Origin of the sequence: Amycolatopsis sp. TNS106, assembly GCF_019330265.1 — a bacterium.
Taxonomy (GTDB): domain Bacteria; phylum Actinomycetota; class Actinomycetes; order Mycobacteriales; family Pseudonocardiaceae; genus Amycolatopsis; species Amycolatopsis lurida.
In genome coordinates this window covers 4,042,261-4,066,145 of sequence record NZ_CP024972.1, presented here as the reverse complement: position 1 = coordinate 4,066,145, position 23,885 = coordinate 4,042,261, and the positions used below count along the sequence as shown (strand labels likewise).

Sequence of the window (23,885 nt, the reverse complement as noted above, 5' to 3'; positions counted from 1 at the left end):
GCAGCATGCAGACCTTCGGAGCCGAATTCGCCGTCCCGCCCGGCTATCTGAACACGCCCAGCATCGGCGTCCCGCCGTCGCACGTGGCCGACGCCGTCGCGGAGGCGGTCGAGCGGTGGCGCCGCGGCGAAGCCCGTCCGGCGGATTTCGACGAGCCCGTCGCGCGGACCAGGGCGGGATTCGGCGCGCTGATCGGAGTCCCGGCGGAACGGGTCGCGATCGGGGCGTCCGTCTCGCAGCTGATCGCGAACGTGGCCGCCGGCCTGCCCGACGGCGCCAGCGTGCTGGCCGCCGCGAACGACTTCACGAGCGTCACCTTCCCGTTCGCGGCTCAGGCGCACCGAGGGGTGAAGGTCACCGAAGTCCCGTTGGCCGAGCTGGCCGCCCGCGTCGAGGGGCACGACCTCGTCGCGGTCAGCGTCGTCCAGTCGGCCGACGGTGCCCAGGTCGACCTGGAGGCGCTCCGGGCCGCGGCCGAGGCGGCGGGCGCCGCGGTCCTGCTCGACGCCACGCAGGCCGCCGGCTGGCAGCCGCTGGACCTCGGCTGGGCCGACTGGGTGGTCGCCGCCGGATACAAATGGCTGCTCGCGCCGCGCGGGGCGGCGTGGCTGGCCGCGCATCCGCGGGTGCTGGAGCGGGCGGTGCCGGTCGCCGCGAACTGGTACGCGGGGGAGGACCGCTGGCAGACCGTCTACGGCCTCCCGCTACGGCTCGCCGAGGGCACCCGCTCGCTCGACCTGTCCCCGGCCTAGCTCGCGTTCGTCGGCGCCGCGGCCTCGCTGGACTACCTCGCGTCCCTGGACCTCGCCGCCGTCCGTGCGCACTGCGTGGGGCTCGCCGACTCGCTCCTCGAAGCGCTCGGCTCACCCGGTCAGGGGAGCGCGATCGTCTCGCTCGACGCCGACGCCCGCCGGGTGCGGGAAGCGGGCATCGTGGCCGGTACGCGGGCCGGACGGCAGCGGTTCGGCTTCCATCTCTACAACACCGCTGACGACGTCGAACGGGTGATAAGCACGTTCAGGTGAACCGCCGGAGCGGCGTGAACTACCGTATGTTCCCGTGGTTGGTGCGCAATTTACCCCGGGACCGACGGAAACGGCCCGGCTTCAGCCGGTGCGGCCGGCAGGGCCGGGCGGGCCGCCGCCCGCGCCGAATCCGCCGAGGGACACCAAGGGCCTGGCGCTGAAGGGCGCCGGGCTGGTCGCCATCGCGGTGGTGTCCGCCCTGCTCTGGTGGCTGATCCGGCACGAGCCGGAGCTCACCCCGGTCGCGGACCCGCCGTCGAAGAGCGGCCAGTTCCAGTACACGCTGGTCGAGGGTCCGCAGGTGACCACCGACTGCGCGAGCAAGGCCTACGGCGACACCAAGAAGTTCTTCACCGAGACGCCGTGCACGCGCCTTTCGCGGGCGCTGTACACGACCGAGACCGGCGGGAAGAAAGCGCTGGTGTCGGTCGTCCTGGTCACCATGCCCGGCGAGGTGACCGCGACCCAGCTCAAGGCGCTCACCGACAAGGACGGCACGGGCAACGTGTCCGACTTGGTGCGCGACGGGACCTTCAAGGATCAAGGCGCGCCGAAGATCTCCGGGCAGGACGCGGCCTACGACTCCCACGTCACCGGGCCGGAGGTGGCCATCGTGCTGGCCGGTTTCTACAACAAGCAGACCGACAAGCAGCTGATCGAACGGATCGCGACCGACGCGCTGCGGCTCTCCGGCGACCTGCGCCGCTGACCCGCCCGTCGGCTAGGACACGGCCTAGGCCGACTGGCCCGGCATCGCGATCGCCACCGGCTTCGCGCCGAACTCCGCCCGCCACGCCGTTCCCCGCCGCGCCGACCCGATCAGCGCGTTCAGCGCCGTCGTCCGCAAGGCCGCGTCGTCCGTCCGGTCGATCACGCCGAGCCAGGCCGAAGTCGCGTCCGCCTCGGCCGTCGCCACCAGTTCCATCGCCGAGTTCGCCTCGGTCACCGGTCTCGGCGGCACGTACGCGGCCTCCGGGCCGGTGGGCGCCTGACCCGCCGCGGACAGCATCCGCTCGCAGACGTCCCGCCGTTTGACGTGCTCGGCCGTGCCCCGGGCCACCGCGCCGGTGAAGGCGGCCGGCAGGTACGCGCTGACCAGCCCGTACACCCAGATCGCCGCGTGTTCGGCGGCCAGCGCCTGCTGGACGGCCTCCGCCGTCTCCCCGCCGAGCTGCACTCCGGCGGGTACTTCGAACGCACCGGCGTCGTCGCCGCGGCCGAGCTTCTCCGAACTCTGCTGCAGCGCCGCGCAGCCCGCCGCGATCGAGGCGACCATCCCGGCGCGGTAGCGGGGCAGCGAAGGCACGAGACCCTCGGCCTGCTTGCGCGCCTGGGCCAGCCGTTCCTTGAGGCCGTCCAGCGACGACGGCGGGTTCTCCCCGGGACCGGACTGCTCGGGCTTCGGCCGGTTGAGCCGGTCCACCTCGGTCTTGAGCGCCGCCGCGTGCGCGGCGCGCGCGGTGGCGACCGCCTCGCCCTCGGCGCCCAGCGTCTTCGCGCCGGCCGCGTCGGTCTCCGCCGCGCGCAGCAACGGGCCCAGCGGGTCGGGGCTTTCGTCGAAGCCGGGGGAGCAGGCGGACGCCAGCGGCACGGCCAGCGCGGCCAGCGCTCCCATCCGCAGGAAAGTGCGACGGCTCGGCTCTGTCGATCTTCCGGTCACGCCGCCCCATCCTGCCAGTACCCCGCGCGGGGCCGCCGCTCGCGCGTCACACGGGGGTGACCGGATAAGCTGGTCCACTACCGAACCCGGATCCACGCCGCCGGGTCGCCCACAGCCGAACAGGAGCGCTCCACCGTGCCCAACGACCTCGCCAGCAGGCTGGAGCCCATCGTGGCCGAAGCCGTCACGGCCGCGGGTTTCGACCTCGATTCCTTCGAGGTCCAGCAGGCAGGCCGCCGCCAGCTGGTCAAGGTCGTCGTCGACGGGGACGACGGCGTCGGGCTGGACGAGGTGGCGAGCGTCAGCCGCGCCGTCTCCGCCGCGCTCGACGAGAACGAGCACGTGATCGCCAGCGCGTACACGCTCGAAGTCACCTCGCCGGGTCTCGACCGGCCGCTGACCTTGCGACGCCACTGGCGGCGCGCGAAGTTCCGCCTCGTCAAGGTCACCCCCGCCGAAGGCGCGGCGTTCATCGGCCGCGTGGGGCACGCGGGAGAGAAATCCGCGCGCATGCTCGTGGACGGCGAAATCCGGGACGTCCCCTACGCCTCGGTGACCAAGGCGGTCATCGAGATCGAGTTCAAGCAACCACCTGCCGAGGACCTGAAACTGTTGGAAAACGATGCGTCGGCCCTGAACGCCGCCACCACGGAGCCGAAGGAGGAGCCGAAGTGAACGTCGACATCGCCGCGCTGCGCGCGATCGAACGGGACAAGGACATCCCCTTCGAGACGGTGATCGAAGCGATCGAAACCGCGCTCCTCACCGCGTACAAGCACACCGAGGGCCACCAGCCGCACGCCAGGATCGACATCGACCGCAAGAGCGGGCTGGTCCGTGTCCTCGCGCACACCCTCACCCCGGACGGCCAGACCGACGAGGAGTGGGACGACACCCCCGAGGGCTTCGGCCGGATCGCGGCGACCACCGCGCGGCAGGTCATCCTGCAGCGGCTGCGCGACGCCGAGCACGAGAAGACGTTCGGCGAGTTCTCCGCCAAGGAGAACGAGATCGTCGCCGGCGTGGTGCAGCGCGACGCCAGGGCCAACGCCCGCGGCATGGTCGTCATCCAGGTCGGCGACATCGAAGGCGTGCTGCCCGCGATCGAGCAGGTGCCCGGCGAGACCTACGAGCACGGCGACCGGATCAAGGCCTACGTCGTGACCGTCTCGCGCGGCAACCGCGGCCCGCAGATCACGCTGTCCCGCTCGCACCCGAAGCTGGTGCACAAGCTGTTCGCCCTCGAGGTCCCCGAAATCGCCGACGGCACGGTCGAGATCGCCGCCGTCGCGCGGGAGCCGGGACACCGGACCAAGATCGCGGTCCGCTCGACGGTGCCCGGTGTCAACGCCAAGGGTGCCTGCATCGGCCCGGTCGGCGCGCGCGTGCGCAACGTGATGAGCGAACTGGCTGGCGAGAAGATCGACATCATCGACTTCTCGGAAGACCCGGCGAAGTTCGTCGGGAATGCGCTGTCGCCCGCGAAGGTTGTTTCCGTACAGGTCGTCGACGAGCGGGCCAAGACCGCTCGGGTCGTCGTCCCGGACTACCAGCTTTCGCTCGCGATCGGCAAGGAAGGGCAGAACGCCCGCCTCGCCGCCCGGCTCACCGGCTGGCGGATCGACATCCGCAGTGACGCCGCCCCTGAGCAGGGTGACGAAGCACACGCCGGGCAGGCGCGGCCCGCCGCGGCAACCGGTTCGGCTGAGTGAAGGTCGAAGCGCTAGACTTACGAGTGGTTCAGAGCCCGCGGCCGGGAACCGACCTCCAGCATGACCGGGAAACTCCGGTCCGCACGTGTGTGGGTTGCCGTAAGCGGGCCTTGATCGGCGAGTTGCTGCGAGTGGTCGCGGCGGACGGGCGGCTGATCGTCGACGAACGTCGGCGGTTGCCGGGCCGGGGTGCTTGGTTGCACCCCGTGCCGGACTGTCTGGCCAAGGCCGAGCGGCGCAGGGCGTTCCCCCGAGCACTACGTGTTCCGGGGTCGCTCGACGCCCAGGGTGTCCACGAACGCCTGGAGCGGCACGCCGAAGGCTAAAGGGCGCCGGGACATCCCCGGTGCCGGATGGAATCAGGAAGCAGGTCGACCCGTCATGAGTCAGCCGTGAAGCTGAATCAATGAACGCGCGACAATAGGACGAGGTCTGCGGGTCTGCCGCCGGCCTCCCCAGATGAGGAGAGCTGTGCCAGGCAAGGCCCGAGTACATGAGCTCGCGAAAGAGCTCGGCATCACCAGCAAGGAAGTTCTCGCCAAGTTGAAGGAACAGGGCGAGTTCGTGAAGTCCGCGTCGTCCACCGTCGAGGCGCCGGTCGCCCGTCGTCTCCGTGACGCGTATCCGTCCAAGGACGGCAAGAAGAAGCCGGTTCCGACCCCCGGCCCGCGTCCTTCACCCGCGCCGCCCGCGAAGCCCGCTGCCCCGGCTCCGGCCGCGAAGCCCGCTCAGCCCGCGCCCGCGGCGAAGTCCGAGGCCCCGGCCGCCCCCGCGGCGTCCGCTCCGTCGGCACCGGCACCCGCTCAGCAGCCGTCCCGTCCTTCCACCCCGGGTGTCCGCCCGGGTCCGCGCCCCGGCCCCCGGCCGCCGGCGCCCAAGGAAGAGGTCGCCCCGGCGGCGAAGGCCGAGCCGAAGCAGGCCGAGCCCAAGGAAACCCCGGCGGCCCCGGCCACCCCGCCGGCGTCCCAGACGCCGTCGCAGGGTTCGGTCGTGCCGCCGAAGCCGCAGGGCCCCAAGCCCGGCGGTCCGAAGCCCGGCCCGCGCACCCCGCGTGTCGGCAACAACCCGTTCGGCGTGGGTTCCGGTTCCCCGGCCCCGCGCCCGTCCGGCCCGCGCCCCGGTGGCGGCAACCAGCAGGGCGGCGACAACCGTCCGCCGCGTCCCGGTGGCGGGCAGGGCGGCGACCGTCCGGCCCCGCGGCCCGGTGGCGGCGCTCCCGGTGGTAACCGGCCGAGCCCGGGCAACATGCCCCCGCGCCCGAACCCCGGCATGATGCCGGGCCGTCCGGCCCGTCCGGCCGGTGGTCCCGGTGGCGGCCGTGGTGGTCCCGGTGGCGGAGCCCGTGGTGGCCCCGGCGGCGGCGCTCGTGGCGGTCCCGGTGGCGGCGGCGGAGGTTTCCGCGGCGGTCCCGGTGGTGGCGGCGGCGGTGGCGGTTTCCGTCCCGGCGGTGGCGGTGGCGGCGGTTTCCGTCCCGGTGGCGGTGGCCCCGGTGGCGGCGGCGGTGCCCCGGCCGGTGGCGGCGGTTTCCGTGGTGGCGGCGGCCGTGGTGGCCCCGGTGGCCGTGGCGGTACCGCGGGTGCCTTCGGGCGTCCCGGTGGCCCCTCGCGCAAGGGCCGCAAGTCGAAGCGGCAGAAGCGCCAGGAGTACATGGACAACATGCAGGCGCCCAGCGTCGGTGGTGTCCGTCTGCCCAAGGGGCAGGGCGAGACGATCCGCCTGCCGCGTGGTGCCTCGCTGACCGACTTCGCCGAGAAGATCGACGCCAACCCGGCTTCGCTGGTGCAGGTGCTGTTCCACCTCGGTGAGATGGTCACCGCGACGCAGTCGGTGTCGGACGACATCCTGGAACTGCTCGGCGGCGAAATGAACTACAACGTTCAGGTCGTCAGTCCCGAGGAAGAGGACCGGGAGCTGCTCGAGACCTTCGACATCACCTACGGCGAAGACGCGGGTGAGGAAGAGGATCTGCAGGTCCGTCCGCCGGTCGTGACCATCATGGGTCACGTCGACCACGGTAAGACCCGCCTGCTCGACACGATCCGCAAGACGAAGGTGCGCGAAGGTGAAGCCGGTGGCATCACCCAGCACATCGGCGCCTACCAGATCGAGACCGAGCTCGAAGGCAACCCGCGTCTGATCACCTTCATCGACACCCCGGGTCACGAGGCGTTCACCGCCATGCGTGCCCGTGGTGCCAACTCGACCGACATCGCGGTGATCGTGGTGGCGGCCGACGACGGTGTGATGCCGCAGACGGTCGAGGCGATCAACCACGCGCAGGCCGCCAAGGCGCCGATCGTGGTCGCGATCAACAAGATCGACAAGGAAGGCGCGAACCCGGACAAGATCCGGCAGCAGCTGACCGAGTACGGCCTGGTCGCCGAGGAGTACGGCGGCGACACGATGTTCGTCGAGATCTCCGCGCGGCAGAACATCAACATCGACGGCCTGCTCGAGGCGATCCTGCTGACCGCCGACGCCGCGCTGGACCTCCGGGCCAACCCGGACATGGAGGCCCAGGGTGTCGCGATCGAGGCCCACCTCGACCGCGGCCGCGGTCCGGTGGCCACGGTGCTGGTCCAGCGAGGCACGCTGCGTGTCGGTGACTCGGTCGTGGCGGGTGACGCCTACGGCCGCGTCCGCCGGATGGTCGACGAGCACAACGTCGACGTCACGGAGGCGTACCCGTCGCGCCCCGTCCAGGTCATCGGGTTCACCTCGGTGCCGGGTGCGGGCGACACCTTCCTGGTGGTCGACGAGGACCGCGTCGCCCGGCAGATCGCCGAGCGCCGCTCCGCCCGGACGCGCAACGCCCTCAACGCGTCGCGCCGCAAGCGGGTCAGCCTCGAGGACCTCGACTCCGCCTTGAAGGAGACGAACAGCCTCAACCTGATCATCAAGGGTGACAACTCCGGTACCGTCGAGGCGCTCGAAGCCTCGCTGGTGCAGCTCGAGGTCGGCGACGACGTCGAACTCAACGTCGTGCACCGCGGTGTCGGTGGCGTCACCGAGTCCGACATCGACCTGGCGACCGCGTCCGACGCGATCGTCCTGGGCTTCAACGTCCGTGCGCAGGGCAAGGCGACCGAGCGGGCCACCCGCGAAGGCGTCGACGTCCGGTACTACACGGTCATCTACCAGGCGATCGAGGAGATCGAGCAGGCTCTGAAGGGCATGCTCAAGCCGGAGTACGAAGAGGTCGAGCTCGGCAAGGCGGAGATCCGCGACGTCTTCAAGTCGTCGAAGATCGGCACCATCGCCGGTTGTCTCGTCGTCTCGGGCGAGATCCGCCGCAACGCGCGGGCCCGCCTGCTCCGCGACGCGACCGTCATCGCCGAGAACCTGCCGATCAGCTCGCTGCGGCGGTTCAAGGACGACGTGGTCGAGGTCCGCGACGGGTTCGAGTGTGGTCTGACCCTGGGGTCGTACAGCGACCTCAAGGTCGGCGACATCATCGAGACCTACGAGCAGCGCGAAAAGCCGCGTGCGTAAGTGACAAAGCGGCGCTCCTCCGCATCTGGGCGGGGGAGCGCCGCTTCACCTTCGAACCAACCCAGAACCCCACATGTTCGTAGGAGCCCTTGAGCTCGACATCCTGCTGGGCGACGTCCATTCGCTCAAGCAGAAGCGATCCGTGATCAAGCCGGTGCTGGCCGAGGTGCGCAGGCGTTTCGACGTCTCCGTCGCCGAAGCGGGCCATCAAGACCTGCACCGGCGCGCGCTGATCGGTGTGGCCGTGGTCGCGGCGAGTGGCGAGCAGGTTCGTGACGTGCTCGACTCGTGTGAGCGCCTCGTGGCCGGAAGGCCGGAGTTCGACCTGCTCTCCGCCCACCGCCGGCTGCTCGGCCCGGATGACTAGCAGAAGACCTTTCGAGGAGACGAAATCCCATGGCCGACCCCGCTCGGGCTCGTAAGCTCGCCAAGCGGATCTCACAGATCGTCGCGCACGCGATCGAGCACGACATCAAGGATCCGCGGCTCGACCACGTGACGATCACCGACACGAAGATCACGGCGGATTTGCACGACGCCACGGTCTACTACACGGTGCTCGGCGAGAACCTGGAGTCCACGCCCGACCACGCCGGTGCCGCGGCGGCGCTCGAATCCGCCCGCGGTGTCCTGCGCACGAAGGTCGGCCAGGGCACGGGCGTTCGCTACACTCCGACGCTGGCCTTCGTGGCCGACAGCATTCCTGAGGACGCCAAGCGCATCGAAGACCTCCTCGCGAAGGCAAGGGAAGCCGACGCGGAGGTCGCCAGGCGGGCGACCGGGGCGCAGCACGCCGGTGAAGCCGACCCGTACAAGCCGCCGCGGGAAGAGGCCGAAGACGATGAGTTCGCCGATGAGGAGACCCGTAGCTGAGGGAGTGGGCCACGCCGTGAGCCGGCGTGGCCTGCTGCTGGGAGCCGCGGCTCTCGGCGGCTCGGCGCTGGTTTCCGCTTGCGGTGCCGAGAAGCCGCCCCTGGTGGGGCCACCGCCGGTGGCCCCGCCGAGTACCCCGACGCCGCTCACCGAAGCGGTCACGGTGCAGAAGATGCGGTCCGCGGCGCGGAACCGCGACGTCAACCTCGTCATCATCGCGCCGGACGGGGTGTCCCGGGTCGGGATGCCGGTCTGTGTCGCCCTGCACGGGCGCGGCGCCGACGCGCGGACTTTCCTGAATCTCGGCGTGCAGGACGCGCTGAACCGGGCCGTCGCGGCCGGGCGGCCCGGGTTCGCGGTGGCCGCCGTCGACGGCGACAACTACTGGGTGGACGTCGGCAAGGCCGACGACCCGCAGCGGATGCTGTCCGACGAACTTCCCGGCTGGCTCGCCCAACGCCAGCTGCGGCCGCCGTCGGCGATGTTCGGGATCTCGATGGGCGGGTTCGGCGCCCTGCGCTACGCCCGCGACCACAAGAACCTCAAGGCCGTCGCCGTCGCCAGCGCGGCGTTGTTCGTGAGCTGGCCCGATGCCAAGTCCCGCAAGGTCTTCGCGGATCGCGCGCAATGGGAAGCGCACGAGCCGCTGCTGCACACCGGCGACCTTTCCGCCGCGGCGACCGGAGTGTGGTGCGGGAACTCGGATCCCTTCGCCCGCGCCGACCGCAAGCTCATCAAGGCGGTGAACCCCGCCGTCGCGAAGATGACCCCCGGTGCCCACAACGAGGACTACTGGCGCGAGATCATGCCGGACGTGCTGAAGTTCGTGGGGGAACGCATCGCCTGACCCCGCGTTTCGTCCTCTGGATGCGGTGGTTCGCGATGCCAACCACCGCATCCAGAGGACGAAACGCGGGAGGGCGTCAGGCGGGGTTCGCGGCGACGATCAGGTCCCGCACGATCGCCTGGTCCACCCGGTGCGCGAACTCCGCGAACGGGCCGTCCTCGCGGACTTCCAGCCCGGCCTTGTCCAGGATCGCGGCGAGTTCCTCGCGGGGCGCGACGTTGGTGTTCCAGGAGATGCCGAGCGCGCCGCCGGGCCGCAGCACCCGCGTCCACACCGGGACCGCGGCCGCGAGCAGATCGCGCGGGCTGCGCGCGAGCGACGCGTCCTGGGTGCGGTGGCTGCCGTGCTGCACGCCGTACGGGGCGTCGGTGACGATGAGGTCCACCGAGTTCGGCCGCAGCAGTTCGTCGGTGGTGAGCGTGTCGCAGTTGAGGTAGCTCAGCTTGCGGACGTCACCCGCCTTGTACCGCTCCTTGGTGATCCCGAAGGCGATGTCGAGCCGCCTGCCGAGGCGGACCTTGTTGCGGCGGACCTGACCGGATTCGGCGCTGTGCTTGATCCGCTTCTGCTTCAGCCAGGTCTTCACGAACAGCTCGTAGGAGTCGAAGTCCTTGCCGTCGACGTCGAGGCCGGTCGCGTCGAAGCCGTACATCATCGCCTGGTTCAGCGTGGTCCCGCGGCCGCAGAGCGGATCGAGCAGATGCAGCGGCTCGTCCAGCATCGCCGCCGGGTTCGCCGTCGACATCAGGGTGACGTTGACGAGCAGTTTGGTGAACAGCTCGTTCGTCTTGCCCGGGTACTTCTGGATGGTGAGCAGATCCGAGTCGAAGTTCGCGAGCGGGCTGATCGTCACCGGCTTCAGGACGCCGTCGCCGAGTTCGAACAGCGCGTACAGCGCGGAAAGGTTCGACAGGAGCGCGAGATCGCGTTCGCTCAGCGGGGCGGGCGTGGTGAAGGTGAGGTAGCCGACGCCGCCGAGTTCCGTCTCGCCGATCTCGGAGACCTCGGTCTCCAAAGCGGACAGACCGAACACCGCCAGCTCCGCACGCAGCAAGGCCGGAGTGGAGTCGGTGTAGACCCGGTTGGCGGACGGGTAGACCAGGATCGCGTACTCGGACATCCGGTAGAGCGTAGCTTGACTGATTGTGACAGCGACTCCTGTGCCGAACCTGAAGGAAGCCGCCGCCCTGCTGGCGCGCGCGAACGACGTGACCCTGCTCGGCCATGTCCGTCCGGACGCCGACGCGCTCGGCAGCGCGCTGGCGCTGGGCCGGGCGCTCCAGCTGCGCGGCGGCGTCAAGGTCCGTGTCTCGGTCGGCGAGCCCGAGGAGATGCCCGAAACCCTGCGGAGCCTGGACGTCGGCGGGCTCTTCGTCCCGGCGAGCGAGCTGCCGGAGAGTGAGCAGCTGCTGGTGGCGCTCGACACGCCCACCCCGGGCAGGCTCGGGAAGCTCGCACCGCGGGTGGACGCCGCCCGTGCGGCGGGCGGTGACGTCCTGGTGATCGACCACCACGCGTCCAACGTCTTCTACGGCACGCACCACGTCGTCGACGACACCGCCGAAGCCACCGCCGTCCTCGTCTTCGCGTTGCTGGCCGAGCTCGGCGCCGAGATCGACGAGCCGATCGCCCGCTGCCTGTACGCGGGGCTCGTCACCGACACGAGCGGGTTCCGCCGGGCACGGCCGTCGACCCATCTGATGGCCGCGAAGCTGCTCGAAGCCGGTGTCGACCCGGACAAGGTGGTCCGAGAGATCGTCGACGACCACCCGTTCGCGTGGTTGCCGATGCTGTCGGACGTCCTCGCGGGTGCCCGGCTCGAACCGGACGAGGCGCGTGGCTTCGGCCTGGCGCACGCCGTGGTGACCCTTGACGCGGCGCGGTCCGTGCGCGCCGAGGAGGTCGAAGCGGTCATCGACGTCGTCCGGTCCACTCGCGAGGCCGGTGTCGCCGTGGTGCTCAAGGAAGCCGAACCGACGGGGCCTCGGCAGCGATGGACGGTCTCGCTCCGCTCGGCGGGCGGGGTCGACGTCTCGGCGGCCGCGGGGGAGCTGGGTGGAGGCGGACATCGCCAGGCCGCCGGATGCACCGCGGAGGGGACGGCGGACGAGGTGCTCGGCAAGCTGCGGGAGGCACTGTCGAGGGCGCCGCTTTTGTGACGGTGTCATCGTAATTTCATCGGTGGTTCCTAACGTGAGCCACGATGAACGAGCGAGCCTCCCTCCGCCGCCGGATCCTGGTCACGCTGGGCGTGATCGTGCTGTTCCGGCTGGGCCAGAGCCTGCCCACCCCTCATGTGACCGCCCGCGCGCCGGAAGCCGATCACCCGCTGCGCTGGATCCTCGACCTCCTCACCGGCGGTGGCCTGGCCACCCTGCCGGTGTTCGCGTTCGGTGTCCTGCCCTGCCTGGCCGCCCCGCGAATCCTGCGGGGACTGATCGTCCTGATCCCGCGGCTGGCCGCGCTCCGGGCCGAAGGTGAAGCCGGCGCGCGGGTGCTGAAGCGGTACCAGCGGCGGCTCGTCGTGTTACTCGGTCTACTGGGAGCCGTCGGCGTGGTCGTGTTCGGCGGGCAGGACGCCGTGGACGGAGCCGTGACGGTGGCGTGCCTGACCGCGGGAACCGCCCTGGTCCTGCGGCTGACCGAGGTGATCACCGACCGCGGTTTCGGCGACGGCGTCCGGATCCTGCTGCTCGCGCAGGTCTTGGCGGTGCTACCCGCCGAGTTCCTGCGCCTGTACGAAAAGGCGGGCTGGGCCGCGATCGCGGTGACGACCGTGGTGACGCTGTCGATCACGGTGCTCACGATCGTCATCGCGCAGGGACAGCGCCGTGTCCCGGTGCAGTACGCCAAACGGATGATCGGCAGGCGGGCTTTCGGCGGGACACCGGCCTACGTTCCCCTGCGCTTCCCCCAAGCGAACAGTCCGGCCGTCGTCGCCGCGGTCCTGCTGTCAGTACTGGTGCCTTACCTCGGCCTGGCAGATCCCGGGTGGATCGCCGGCTACTTCGTCCTCGTCTGTCTTTTCGCCTTCATGCGGGCGGCCGCGGCGCAGGACATGGCCAAGGTGGCGGGCGAACTCGTGCGGGCGGGCGGTTTCGTCCCCGGGATCCGGCCGGGGAACTGGACAGCCGAGTACCTCGACCACGTGAACCGCCGGATCCTCGCCTTCGGAGCGCTCTGCTCGGGAGTGGTCGCGCTGATCCCGGCCGCCGGTCTGGCCCTGCTGGACGCCGGCCCGGCGCCGCTCGTCTCCGGGGTGACGCTGCAGGTGGTCCTCGTCTTCCTCGTCAGTGTCTCGCTCGACACCACGCGGCAGATCGAATCGCTGCGCGGGCAACGGCGTTACGAACCGTTCCTTCGCTGAGCGAACGCCTCACCTGGTGGCGGCTTCACCGCGGGGGAGTCACTGCGCGGCACTCCCGCGAACCGGGACGCGCGGAAGGGGGTGAGGGCGTCCTGTCCCGTACCGGTGACGATCTCCGCCGCGGTCAGCCGGGCCAGGATCGGGGCGAGGGTGATTCCGCTGTGGGTGACCAGGAAGTAGATCCGCGAACTCCCCGGTGGGTATCCCGCGATGGTGTGCCCGTCCGCCGGCATGGATCTGATCGCCACCCGGAACTCGATGTCCGGGGACGGGTGACCGGTCACCGCCGTGAACCGCGCGGCGATGGCGGCCGCGATGTCGCCGTCGACCTCGCTGTCCGCGGGGTCGACGAAGGGATTCAGATCGAGCGCTTGCACCACGGTGGCCCCCTCCGCGGCGGGGCGGAGGTTGAGACCGGGGGTGTGCAGGACGCAGCGGAGCCCGCTCGCGGGGGAGCGCACGAACCCCAGCAGGCCGACGATCGCGGAGCCGCGCTGGACGTCGGTCACCATGGGGATGTCGAAGCCGTTGCGCGCGGCGAGTCCGGCGGTCCACCGGCCGGCGGCGACCACGATCCGGTCGGCGCGGAGCACGGTGCCGTCGGCCAGCGTGACCGACGCGCCCTGAGGCCGTTCGCCGACCGCGACGACTTGCCCGATCGTCAGCGTCGCGCCGTGCCGGCGGGCATCACCCAGGACGGCGGCGAGGAAGCGTTCCGGGAGAACGTAGCCCTCGCTGGGGAAGTACGCGATCGCCGTCGTGGCTTCGGGAATCAGTACGTCACCGGCGATCCGCCGGGCTTCGTCGCGGTCGACCCACTGGGCCGGGTAGCCCCGCGACCGCAGCAGTTCGACGTTCGCGGTCAGCGACGGCTCGGTGCCCGCGTCGGCGCACTGCAGGCCGCCGCTCCGGAAGTACGACGGCGCACCGGCGAGTTCCCCGGCGAGCTTCTCGTGTTCTTCCATCCCGGCGATGTTGAGCCGTTGATAGCCGGGATCGGCTTTCCGGTTGGCGTTGGTCCACGCGAACGTCGTGGCGGTGGTTCCGCTTCCGGGGCCCCGCTGGTCCAGCAGCACTACGTCCGCCCCGGCGACGGCGAGTGCCCGCGCCACGCTCGCACCGATGATCCCGGCGCCGACGACGATGATCTTCATTCGCGCTCCTTCGATCGAAGGGGAGAAGTAATTGACCGTACAAAACAGGATTGGACCGGTCAATACGCCGATTGACCGGTCCAATCCTGTTTTGTACGGTCTGATCATGGCCACGCCGCTGCATCTGAAGATCCGGCGTGAGCTGGAGGAGAAGATCCAGCGCGGCGATCTCCCGCCCGGCGCGCGGTTGCCCACCGAAGCCGAGCTGCAGAGCCAGTACGGGGTCAGCCGGGCCACCGCGCAGCGCGCCCTCAACGAGCTGGCCAATGCCGGGCTCGTCGTGCGAAGGCGACGGCACGGAACGTTCGTCGCCGACTTCCGGCAGCAGATCAACCTGCTCAACTTCACCGCACCGGGAGCGGCCGAGAAAGGCGTTCCCGGCAGGCACGAGGTGGTGTCCCAGCGGATCGTGCGGGCAGGCGACGCGGTCGTCGAGATCCCCGGCGCGGACCCGGATTCCGCGGTCGTCGAGCTGGTCCGCGTCAAAATCGACCTCCAGGAGCGGCCGCGCACCGTCGAACGGCACGCGATTCTCTTCTCGGTCGCGCCGAACCTGCTCGACGAGGATCTCGCCGAGTTCGTCAGCCTGCGGTACTTCGCGGCGAAGAAGATCCCGCTGGGCGCGGTCCGGGTCTATCTCGATCCGGTGCTGCTCGACGCGGGGGACGCGGAGCTGCTCGACAGCGAGGCCGGCGTGCCCACTTTGCGGCGCCGCAGGGAAACCCGGGCGGAGGACGGAACCGTGATCGAGGCCGTCCACACCGTGATCCGCCCGGGTTCCGCCCAGTTCTTCGTGGAGCTGTCGCCTTCCGCGCTGTGACGTGAGCACGCCGGCCGCGGGCCTTTAGTCTCCAGGGGTGCCTGAAGCTTCCGAAATCGACGAGCGCGTCCCGCCGAAACGCGTGCTCGGCCTCGCCGTGCCCGCACTCGGCGTCCTCGCCGCCGAACCGCTGTACGTCCTGGTGGACACGGCCGTCGTCGGCCACCTCGGCGCGCTGCCGCTGGCCGGGCTCGCCGTCGGCGGTGTCGTGCTGTCGCAGGTTTCGAGCCAGCTGACGTTCCTGTCGTACGGCACCACGTCGCGGACCGCGCGGCTGCACGGCGCGGGCCGTCGTGGTGACGCTGTCCGCGAAGGAGTGCAGGCGACCTGGCTGGCGGTGATCGTCGGGCTGGTCGTGATCGTCGCCGGGCAGCTGCTGGCCGCGCCGATCGCGCGGGTCCTTTCCGGCGACGCCGCGATCACCGACGCCGCCGTCTCCTGGCTGCGGATCGCTTTGTTCGGGACGCCGTTCATCCTGATCACGATGGCGGGCAACGGCTGGATGCGCGGCGTCCAGGATTCCGCGAAACCGTTGCGCTATGTGCTGGCGGGCAACGGGATCTCCGCCGTGCTGTGCCCGGTGCTGGTGTACGGCGCGGACTGGGGGCTGGAAGGGTCGGCGATCGCGAACGTCGTCGCGCAGGTGATCTCGGCGTCGCTGTTCATCGCGGCCCTGGTGCGGGAGCGGGTCCCGCTGCGCCCGGAGCCGAAGGTGATGCGCGCCCAGCTCGGCCTCGGCCGGGACCTGGTGCTCCGCAGCCTCGCCTTCCAGGCGTGTTTCGTCTCCGCCGCCGCCGTCGCCGCGCGGACGTCCACCGGGGCCGTCGGCGCGCACCAGGTCGTGCTGCAGCTGTGGACCTTCCTCGCGCTGGTGCTGGACTCGCTCGCGATCGCCGCGCAGTCGCTCGTGGGCGCCGCCCTCGGTGCCGGGGCGAGCAAACGGGCTCTCGGGCTGTCGCGTCAGATCACCGGCTACGGGCTGATCTTCGGCTGCTTCCTCGGTGTCGTGTTCGCGTCGGTGGCCGGGGTGCTGCCGCGGGTGTTCACCTCCGACGCGGCCGTGCTCGGCCAGATCCCGCACGCGTGGTGGTTCTTCGTCGCGCTGCAACCGATCGCCGGGGTGGTGTTCGCGCTGGACGGAGTCCTGCTCGGCGCGGGCGACGCCGCCTTCCTGCGCAACGCGACCCTGCTGAGCGCGGCGCTGGGGTTCCTGCCGCTGATCTGGCTTTCGCTCGCGTTCGGCTGGGGGCTGGCCGGGATCTGGACCGGGCTCTCGCTGTTCATGCTGCTCCGGCTGGCGACCCTGCTGGTGCGGTGGCGCTCGGGGCGGTGGGCCGTCGAGGGCGCCGTCCGCGTTTAGTCCTCCGGACGCGGGAGACGGGCGTGTGGCGAAAAGCACCCGGGTAACGGCTATGTTTCGTCGTTGCTTACGCGCTACAACTATATGAGGCGGCAGTGCGGGCGTCTTCACGCCCGAAACCGTGCCCGAGGAGGAAACACTGTGACAGGCCGAGCCACCCGCCGGTCCTGGTTCATCTGGTTCGCCGCCGTCACCGTCTACCTTCTCGCCGTCTTCCACCGCACCTCGTTCGGTGTCGCCGGGCTCCAGGCCGCCGACCGCTTCGGCGTCGGTGCGGCCGCGCTCGGCACGTTCACCGTCCTGCAGGTCGGCGTCTACGCCGCGATGCAGATCCCCACCGGCGTCCTCGTCGACCGCTACGGCCCGCGCCGCGTGCTCACCGGCGCCGTGTTCTTCCTCGGGCTCGGCCAGATCCTGCTCGCGGTCGCCGATTCGTACCCGCTCGGCCTGCTCGCCCGCGCCGTCGTCGGCTTCGGTGACGCGCTGACCTTCGTCAGCATCCTGCGGCTGATCGCCGCGCATTTCCCCGGGCGCCAGTACGCCCTGCTCGCCGCGCTGACCGGGGCGATCGGTTACGTCGGCAACCTCGCCGCGACCCTCCCGCTGGGCCTGCTGCTCGACGGCCCCGGCTGGACCTCGACATTCCTCGCCGTCGGGCTGGTGACAGCGCTGTACACCGCCGTCGTCGCCCTCCGCGTCGAAGACACCCCGCGCGGGATGCCGGAGCCCGTACGGGAAAAGGTCCATCCGAAGGTGCTGGGCCGCCAGGTCGCCGAGGCGTGGCGCACCCCGGGGACCCGGCTGGGATTCTGGGTCCACTTCAGCACGATGTTCGCCCCCAACGTGCTGACCATGCTGTGGGGAGTCCCGTTCCTCGTGCAGGGGCAGGGTTATCCGAAGTCCACCGCGAGTTCGCTGCTGATCGTGTTCGTCTTCGGCTCGATGATCGGCGGACCGGTGGTCGGCGGGCTGATCGGACGGCGCCCGTCGCTGCGGATGCCGCTCGTCGGCGGGTACATCGGCGGCGCCGCGGTGATGTGGGCGGTCCTGCTCGGCTGGGGCGGGACGATCCCCGTCGCGGTCCTGGTCCCCGTGTTCGCGTTCCTCTCCCTCGGCGGGCCGGCGTCGATGATCGGTTTCGCGCTGGCGCGGGACTACAACCCGCTCTCGCGCGTCGGCACCGCGACCGGGGTGGTGAACGTCGGCGGGTTCGTGGCCACGACGATCTCGGCGCTCGCGGTCGGCGTGCTGCTGGAGTGGACGGGCGGCACGTTCCGCCTGGCACTGCTGTCCGTGATCGCGGTGCTCGCGTTCGGCACCTTCCGGATGCTCGTGTGGTGGCGGCGCACCCGTGCCGTGCTGTTCGAAGCCGAGGCCCGCGGCGAGGAGATCCCGGTGCAGATCCGGCGCCGCCGCTGGGACGCCGAAGCACCGCTGCCCGTCTCGTCCTAGGCGAAGCCCCGAAAGATAGGGTTCGGCCCGTGTCGCGCCCCAATCAGGCTCAAGCCAAGAAACGTCCCGCCCCGCCGCCCGGTCTCGTCATCGTCGACAAGCCGTCGGGGATGACCTCCCACGACGTCGTCGCCAGGGCGCGGCGCTTCATGGGCACCCGCAAGGTCGGGCACGCCGGCACCCTCGACCCGATGGCCACGGGCGTCCTCGTGCTCGGCATCGAACGCGCGACGAAACTCCTGGGCCACTTGGCTCTGGACCGCAAGACCTACCTCGCGACCCTCTCCTTGGGACTGTCCACCACGACCGACGACGCCGAGGGCGAGCCGATCGCCGAAGCCGCCCCGGAAGTCGTCGAGAAGATCACCGACGAAGCGATCGCCGCCGGGATCGCCGCGCTGACCGGTGACATCCAGCAGGTGCCGAGCGCGGTCAGCGCGGTCAAGATCGACGGCAAGCGCGCGTACGCCCGGGTCCGCGCCGGCGAAGAGGTCGTCATCCCGCCGCGGCCGGTCACCGTGCACCGCTTCGATCTGCTCGCCACCCGCCGCGAGGCGGGCCGGATCGAACTCGACGCCGTCGTCGAATGTTCGTCGGGGACCTACGTCCGGGCGCTGGCCCGCGATCTCGGCGCCGGGCTCGGCGCCGGCGGGCATCTGCTCGCGTTGCGGCGCACCACGGTCGGGCCGTTCACCCTCGCCAAGGCGCGCACCCTCGACCAGCTCGAGGACAAGCCGGAGCTGTCGCTGGACCTCGACGCCGCCGTCGCCGCCGCGTTCCCGCGCCGCGATCTGGACGTCCGCATGGCCCAGGCGGTCCGATATGGACAGCGGGTGCCCGCGGCCGGGATCGAAGGCACGTACGGGATGTTCGGGCCGGACGGCCGGGTGCTCGCGCTCGCCGCGGACGAAGGCGAACTGGCCCGGTCGGTGGTCGTGTTGCTGCCCGCCTAGGGTGGTGCTCGGAGCGGGCCTGAGGAGACGGGGCTAGAAGTGCAGCGTTGGCGTGGTTTGGGTGACCTCCCCGGGAGCTGGGGACGGTGTGTGGTGACGATCGGCGTCTTCGACGGCGTGCACCGGGGTCATCAGGAGCTGATTTCGAGGACGGTCCGCGCCGCCGCCGAACGTGGCGTGCCGAGTGTGGTGCTGACCTTCGATCCGCATCCGTCGGAGGTGATCCGGCCGGGCAGTCATCCGGCGCAGCTGACCACGTTGCGCCGCAAGGCGGAACTGGTCGAAGGCCTGGGCGCGGACGTCTTCTGCGTACTGCCGTTCACGCTCGAACTGTCGCGGCTGACGGCGCACGAGTTCGTGCACGAGGTACTGGTGGACAAGCTGCACGCGGCCGCGGTGATCGTGGGGGAGAACTTCACCTTCGGCGCCAAGGCGGCCGGTGACGTCGAACTCCTCCGCACGCTGGGGAAGCGGTTCGGGTTCGTGGCACAGGGCGCGGAACTGCAGGGGCTGCTCGCCCAGGAGCAGGCGGACAACGACATCACCTTCTCCTCGACCTACGTCCGCTCGTGCATCGACGCCGGAGACGTCGTCGCCGCGTCCGAAGCGCTCGGCAGGCCGCACCGGCTGGAGGGCATCGTCGTCCGGGGCGACGGCCGGGGCCACGATCTCGGGTACCCGACGGCGAACCTGTCGACGCCGCGGTTCGCGGCGGTGCCCGCCGACGGGGTCTACAGCGCCTGGTTCACCCGTTCGTCGGATTCCGGCCGACGGCTGCGCGCCGCTGTGTCCGTCGGCACCAATCCGACCTTCTCGGGGCGGGAACGCACCGTCGAGGCCTTCGTCCTCGACATCGACGAGGATTTCTACGGGCAGCACGTCGCGCTCGATTTCGTCACCAAGCTGCGGGATCAGGTCCGGTTCCCGACTTCGGAGGGGCTGGTGGCGCAGATCGACGAGGACGTCGCCCGCACCAGGGAACTGCTCGGCGGGCAGGCCTGACCGGTTCCGGCCTCGCCGGATGACAATCGACAAACACACCCGCTCACGTGCGTTCCGGTGGCAAGATGTCACGGACCGCGCATGGCGTTCGATGGGGTTAAGGGGAGCGGACCAAGGTGGAGGACCACAAGATCGTCCAGCGGAACATCGCGCTGCAGAAAGAGTGGTACGGGGAGCCGCTCGGCGATCGCGTGCGGAGACTGGTCGTCGCCTTCGACATCTCCCAGGCCTTCCTCGCCGAGGTCCTCGGCATCAGCGCGCCCATGCTCAGCCAGGTGATGAGCGGCCGCCGCGCGAAGATCGGGAACCCGGTCGTCCTCGCCAAGATGATCATGCTGGAGCGCAAGGTGCTGGTCCCGGCGGTCGCCGCGGGAGACCGCAAGGCCATGCAGGAGGCCCTCGAAGACGTGCGCGATTCGCGGCCGACGGTGGGCAGGGACAGCATCCCGGTCGGTGCCGTCGCCGACGACCAGGGTGTGCTCGTGGCACTGCGGGACATCGGCGAGGACGAAGACCTCACCGAAGCCGCGAAGCTGCTCGACGAAGACTTCCCGTCCCTGGCGGACCTGCTGCGCCGCGCCGCGAGGAACGGTTCTTGACGTGACTCGCGTGCCTGGCGGCGTAACTCACGTGTTTGGCGGCGTAACTCACGAGTTACGCCGCCAAACACGCGAGTTACGGCTCTGATCACGCGAGTTTCGTGCCCATGACGATCTTCAGCGCTTTGATCCCGCCGGACGAGGTCCTCGACCAGGTCGCCGCCGCGCTCGGCACGCCCGAACAAGGCGATTTCCGCTGGTCACCGCGGGAGGATTGGCATATCACCCTCGGTTTCTACGGCCAGGACGACCCGGCGGAACGAGGCGAGTGGCTCGCCGGGCGGCTGGACGGCGCGGGCCCGATCGGCCTCCGGCTGGAAAAGGCCGCGACATTCCCCGGGGTGCTGTGGTTGAGTGTGTCCGGAACCGGGCTCCACGAGCTGGCCGTGAAGGCCGGCGCGGAGAGCGAAGGCAGGCCGTACGTGGCCCACCTGACACTGGCCCGCTTCCCCCGCGACCGGCCCCAGGCCGCGAGCGCGTGGGAGGAGCGGCTGGCCGGGTTCACCAGTGAGACTTGGACGGCGACCGAGGCCGTTCTGATGAGCAGTGACCGTGAGCAAGGGCCGTCGCGCTACCGGGTGATCCGGTCGTACGCGTTGGACCACGCCCGCGCCTGAAGCCGCTGATCACGAGGCTGGTAGCCTTGACGATCGGGTCCGGCTGCAGTCCGTGGCGGCCGTGACCGTCTCACCCGGCGTGAAGACATCGTCCGGGCCGCACGGCACAGATATCTAGGAGCACCACTGTGGCTTTGTCCACCGAAGAGAAGAAGTCGATCCTTGCCGAGTACGGCGTGCACGACTCGGACACCGGATCCCCCGAGGCCCAGGTCGCGCTGCTGACCAAGCGCATCGTCGGCCTCACCGAGCACCTCAAGGCTCACAAGCACGACCACCACTCCCGTCGCGGGCTTCTGCTGCTGGTCGGCCGCCGCCGCCGGCTGCTGAACTACGTGATGAAGGTGGACATCGAGCGTTACCGTGCGCTGATCCAGCGTCTCGGCCTCCGCCGATAGCTTGAACCCGAGGGGGAGTGACCATATCGGTCGCTCCCCCTCGGTCTAAGAAGCTCGACTTATTCAAAGAGCAGGGCGCGAGCGCGCACGAGGAACCGTCCGCCGGTCCTCGGTAGTGGTTCCCGGGCAACGGCCCGGGGGCTTCGATCGAAGACCGGCCTCACTCCTCGAGCGTCCGCAGGCGAAACAGGTCCCAGGGTGGGAGACTCGCGCCGTTACAGAGGATCAAAAGAGGAGATACACCCTATGACCGACTCCACCGGAGTCACCGTGCACGAAACCGAAGCCGTGATCGACAACGGCCGTTTCGGCACTCGCACCGTTCGCTTCGAGACCGGCCGCCTGGCCCGTCAGGCCGCCGGCTCCGTCGTCGCGTACCTCGACGAAGAGACCATGCTGCTGTCGGCGACCACCGCGTCGAAGCACCCGAAGGACCACTTCGACTTCTTCCCGCTGACCGTGGACGTCGAGGAGCGGATGTACGCCGCCGGACGCATCCCCGGCGCGTTCTTCCGTCGCGAGGGCCGCCCGTCGACCGACGCGATCCTGACCTGCCGCCTGATCGACCGGCCGCTGCGCCCGTCGTTCGCCGACGGTCTCCGCAACGAGATCCAGGTCGTCATCACCGTCCAGAGCCTCAACCCGGACGACCCGTACGACGTGCTCGCGATCAACGCGGCCTCGGCCTCGACCCAGATCGCCGGCCTGCCGTTCTCGGGCCCGGTCGGCGGCGTCCGCGTCGCGCTGATCGAGGGCCAGTGGGTCGCGTTCCCGACCTGGAAGCAGCTCGAGGACGCCACCTTCAACATGGTGGTCGCCGGTCGCATCGTGGGTGACGACGTCGCCATCATGATGGTCGAGGCCGAGGGCACCGAGAAGACCCTCGACCTGATCGCCGGCGGCGGCAAGGCGCCGGACGAGATCGCCGTCGCCGAGGGCCTCGAAGCCTCGAAGCCGTTCATCAAGGTGCTGTGCGAGGCCCAGCAGCAGCTGGCCGAGCTGGCCGCCAAGCCGACCGGTGAGTTCCCGGTCTTCCTGGCCTACGAGCAGGACGCCTTCGACGCCGTCGCCGCCATCGCGACCGACGACCTCGCGAACGCCCTGACCATCGCGGGCAAGCAGGACCGTGACAACGCGACCGACCAGGTCAAGGCCGCGGTGCTGGAGAAGGTCGGCCTGGGCGAGGGCGAAGCCTTCCAGGGCCGCGAGAAGGAGATCGGCGCGGCGTTCAAGGCCCTGTCGAAGAAGATCATGCGCAAGCGTGTCCTCACGGACAAGATCCGCATGGACGGCCGCGGGCTGACCGACATCCGCTCGCTCGCCGCCGAGGTCGCCGTGATCCCGCGGGCGCACGGTTCCGCGCTGTTCGAGCGCGGTGAGACCCAGATCCTGGGCGTCACCACGCTGAACATGCTCCGCATGGAGCAGCAGATCGACTCGCTCTCCCCGGAGACCACGAAGCGGTACCTGCACCACTACAACTTCCCGCCGTTCTCCACCGGCGAGACCGGCCGCGTCGGTTCGCCGAAGCGGCGCGAGATCGGCCACGGCATGCTCGCCGAGCGCGCCCTGGTCCCGGTCCTGCCGAAGCGGGACGAGTTCCCGTACGCGATCCGCCAGGTCTCCGAGGCGCTGGGCTCCAACGGCTCCACCTCGATGGGCTCGGTCTGCGCCTCGACCATGGCGCTGCTGAACGCGGGTGTCCCGCTGAAGGCGCCGGTCGCCGGCATCGCCATGGGCCTCATCTCCGACGAGGTCGACGGTGAGACCCGCTACGTCGCGCTGACCGACATCCTCGGTGCCGAGGACGCCATGGGCGACATGGACTTCAAGGTCGCCGGCACCAAGGACATCATCACCGCCCTGCAGCTGGACACGAAGCTCGACGGCATCCCGTCGGAGGTCCTCGCGGCCGCGCTGAAGCAGGCGAAGGACGCTCGCCTCACCATCCTGGAGGTGATCGCCGAGGCGATCGACGGCCCGGACGAGATGAGCCCGTTCGCCCCGCGCGTCACCAGCGTGAAGATCCCGGTGGACAAGATTGGCGAGGTCATCGGCCCGAAGGGCAAGATGATCAACTCGATCACCGAGGAGACCGGCGCCGACATCTCCATCGAGGACGACGGCACGATCTACGTGGGCGCGGCCGACGGCCCGTCGGCGGAGGCGGCGATCGACAAGATCAACGCCATCGCCAACCCGCAGCTGCCCAAGGTCGGCGAGCGCTTCCTCGGCACCGTGGTGAAGACGGCCGCGTTCGGCGCGTTCGTCTCGCTGCTGCCGGGCAAGGACGGCCTGGTGCACATCTCGAAGCTGGGCAACGGCAAGCGGATCGCCAAGGTCGAGGACGTGGTCAACGTGGGCGACAAGCTCCGCGTCGAGATCGCCGACATCGACAACCGCGGCAAGATCAGCCTGATCGTGGTCCAGGAAGAAGACTCGGCGGACTCGAAGGACGCCAAGGCCGCCGAAGGCGACAAGGCCGAGGCCCCGAAGGCCGACGCCCAGTAGTCCTGGCTGTACCGATGTGAAACGTCAGGGAAGGGTCGTTCAG

At 70.3% G+C, this 23,885-nt stretch carries 22 protein-coding genes and 1 pseudogene; 20 read left to right on the top strand and 3 right to left on the bottom strand.

Annotated elements, in window-relative coordinates; all coding sequences use genetic code 11:
- Positions 1-5 precede the first annotated feature (5 nt).
- Both CVV72_RS18205 and CVV72_RS18200 read left to right on the top strand, forming a co-directional pair.
- Positions 6-1,025: pseudogene (locus tag CVV72_RS18205) on the top strand (aminotransferase class V-fold PLP-dependent enzyme).
- An 88-nt stretch (positions 1,026-1,113) separates the two neighbouring features.
- The gene (locus CVV72_RS18200; protein WP_219154008.1) at positions 1,114-1,734 is read left to right on the top strand and encodes a hypothetical protein; all 621 of its coding nucleotides are present in this window, start codon (positions 1,114-1,116) and stop codon (positions 1,732-1,734) included.
- Between the two features lie 24 nt (positions 1,735-1,758).
- On the opposite strand, the gene CVV72_RS18195 is transcribed toward CVV72_RS18200, so the two are convergent.
- Positions 1,759-2,685: a ferritin-like domain-containing protein gene (locus CVV72_RS18195; RefSeq protein ID WP_219153490.1), complete on the bottom strand. Its 927-nt coding sequence runs from the start codon at positions 2,683-2,685 to the stop codon at positions 1,759-1,761.
- 135 nt (positions 2,686-2,820) lie between these two features.
- Between CVV72_RS18195 and rimP the strand changes: the two genes are divergently transcribed.
- From rimP to CVV72_RS18160, 7 genes are all read left to right on the top strand, one after another.
- Positions 2,821-3,360 (top strand): ribosome maturation factor RimP, encoded by a 540-nt coding sequence (gene rimP, locus CVV72_RS18190; RefSeq protein ID WP_219153489.1) that lies wholly within the window; start codon positions 2,821-2,823, stop codon positions 3,358-3,360.
- Positions 3,357-4,397, top strand: coding sequence for a transcription termination factor NusA (nusA, locus tag CVV72_RS18185; RefSeq protein WP_034312226.1), 1,041 nt, complete (start codon positions 3,357-3,359; stop codon positions 4,395-4,397). Before rimP ends, nusA begins: the two co-directional genes overlap by 4 nt.
- Before the next feature lie 110 nt (positions 4,398-4,507).
- Complete coding sequence (locus tag CVV72_RS18180) at positions 4,508-4,723, top strand: YlxR family protein (RefSeq protein ID WP_034312224.1); 216 nt, start codon at positions 4,508-4,510, stop codon at positions 4,721-4,723.
- A 145-nt stretch (positions 4,724-4,868) separates the two neighbouring features.
- The gene (gene infB, locus CVV72_RS18175; protein ID WP_219153488.1) at positions 4,869-7,889 is read left to right on the top strand and encodes a translation initiation factor IF-2; all 3,021 of its coding nucleotides are present in this window, start codon (positions 4,869-4,871) and stop codon (positions 7,887-7,889) included.
- A gap of 73 nt (positions 7,890-7,962) precedes the next feature.
- Positions 7,963-8,256, top strand: coding sequence for a DUF503 domain-containing protein (locus CVV72_RS18170; protein ID WP_034312220.1), 294 nt, complete (start codon positions 7,963-7,965; stop codon positions 8,254-8,256).
- A gap of 29 nt (positions 8,257-8,285) precedes the next feature.
- Positions 8,286-8,762, top strand: coding sequence for a 30S ribosome-binding factor RbfA (gene rbfA / locus CVV72_RS18165; RefSeq protein WP_034312218.1), 477 nt, complete (start codon positions 8,286-8,288; stop codon positions 8,760-8,762).
- Entirely contained in the window at positions 8,743-9,609 is an 867-nt protein-coding gene (locus CVV72_RS18160; protein ID WP_219153487.1) for an alpha/beta hydrolase family protein, read from the top strand. The genes rbfA and CVV72_RS18160 overlap by 20 nt, the downstream gene beginning before the upstream one ends.
- A gap of 76 nt (positions 9,610-9,685) precedes the next feature.
- Here CVV72_RS18160 and CVV72_RS18155 read toward each other — a convergent pair whose 3' ends face one another.
- Positions 9,686-10,729, bottom strand: coding sequence for a TRM11 family methyltransferase (locus CVV72_RS18155; RefSeq protein WP_219153486.1), 1,044 nt, complete (start codon positions 10,727-10,729; stop codon positions 9,686-9,688).
- 40 nt (positions 10,730-10,769) lie between these two features.
- On the opposite strand from CVV72_RS18155, the gene CVV72_RS18150 reads away from it, so the two are divergent.
- Both CVV72_RS18150 and CVV72_RS18145 read left to right on the top strand, forming a co-directional pair.
- Positions 10,770-11,768 carry a bifunctional oligoribonuclease/PAP phosphatase NrnA gene (locus CVV72_RS18150; protein WP_219154007.1) on the top strand — a complete coding sequence of 333 codons (999 nt, stop codon included), beginning with the start codon at positions 10,770-10,772 and terminating at the stop codon, positions 11,766-11,768.
- A 44-nt stretch (positions 11,769-11,812) separates the two neighbouring features.
- Positions 11,813-12,976 carry a preprotein translocase subunit SecY gene (locus tag CVV72_RS18145; RefSeq protein WP_219153485.1) on the top strand — a complete coding sequence of 388 codons (1,164 nt, stop codon included), beginning with the start codon at positions 11,813-11,815 and terminating at the stop codon, positions 12,974-12,976.
- On the opposite strand, the gene CVV72_RS18140 is transcribed toward CVV72_RS18145, so the two are convergent.
- A complete protein-coding gene (locus CVV72_RS18140) occupies positions 12,955-14,130 on the bottom strand; it encodes an FAD-binding oxidoreductase (RefSeq protein ID WP_219153484.1) in 1,176 nt (391 codons plus the stop codon). The two genes, CVV72_RS18145 and CVV72_RS18140, sit on opposite strands and share 22 nt — an antisense overlap.
- A gap of 106 nt (positions 14,131-14,236) precedes the next feature.
- Here CVV72_RS18140 and CVV72_RS18135 point away from each other — a divergent pair, with 106 nt between their 5' ends.
- The 9 genes from CVV72_RS18135 (at position 14,237) to CVV72_RS18095 (ending at position 23,842) form a co-directional block, all read left to right on the top strand.
- A complete protein-coding gene (locus CVV72_RS18135) occupies positions 14,237-14,950 on the top strand; it encodes a GntR family transcriptional regulator (protein ID WP_219153483.1) in 714 nt (237 codons plus the stop codon).
- A 37-nt stretch (positions 14,951-14,987) separates the two neighbouring features.
- Positions 14,988-16,310, top strand: coding sequence for an MATE family efflux transporter (locus CVV72_RS18130; protein ID WP_219153482.1), 1,323 nt, complete (start codon positions 14,988-14,990; stop codon positions 16,308-16,310).
- Positions 16,311-16,451: 141 nt separating this feature from the next.
- A complete protein-coding gene (locus CVV72_RS18125; RefSeq protein ID WP_219153481.1) occupies positions 16,452-17,762 on the top strand; it encodes a nitrate/nitrite transporter in 1,311 nt (436 codons plus the stop codon).
- A 29-nt stretch (positions 17,763-17,791) separates the two neighbouring features.
- On the top strand, positions 17,792-18,715 hold the full coding sequence (gene truB / locus CVV72_RS18120) for a tRNA pseudouridine(55) synthase TruB (protein ID WP_091597407.1): 924 nt from the start codon (positions 17,792-17,794) through the stop codon (positions 18,713-18,715).
- A 39-nt stretch (positions 18,716-18,754) separates the two neighbouring features.
- Positions 18,755-19,717: a bifunctional riboflavin kinase/FAD synthetase gene (locus tag CVV72_RS18115; RefSeq protein WP_219153480.1), complete on the top strand. Its 963-nt coding sequence runs from the start codon at positions 18,755-18,757 to the stop codon at positions 19,715-19,717.
- Between the two features lie 116 nt (positions 19,718-19,833).
- Positions 19,834-20,316, top strand: a complete 483-nt coding sequence (locus CVV72_RS18110; RefSeq protein WP_125675891.1) for a helix-turn-helix transcriptional regulator — start codon at positions 19,834-19,836, stop codon at positions 20,314-20,316.
- A gap of 107 nt (positions 20,317-20,423) precedes the next feature.
- Positions 20,424-20,933 (top strand): RNA 2',3'-cyclic phosphodiesterase, encoded by a 510-nt coding sequence (gene thpR, locus CVV72_RS18105; RefSeq protein WP_219153479.1) that lies wholly within the window; start codon positions 20,424-20,426, stop codon positions 20,931-20,933.
- Positions 20,934-21,061: 128 nt separating this feature from the next.
- Positions 21,062-21,331: a 30S ribosomal protein S15 gene (gene rpsO, locus CVV72_RS18100; RefSeq protein WP_003084034.1), complete on the top strand. Its 270-nt coding sequence runs from the start codon at positions 21,062-21,064 to the stop codon at positions 21,329-21,331.
- A gap of 246 nt (positions 21,332-21,577) precedes the next feature.
- On the top strand, positions 21,578-23,842 hold the full coding sequence (locus CVV72_RS18095) for a polyribonucleotide nucleotidyltransferase (RefSeq protein ID WP_219153478.1): 2,265 nt from the start codon (positions 21,578-21,580) through the stop codon (positions 23,840-23,842).
- The last annotated feature ends 43 nt before the right edge of the window (positions 23,843-23,885 follow it).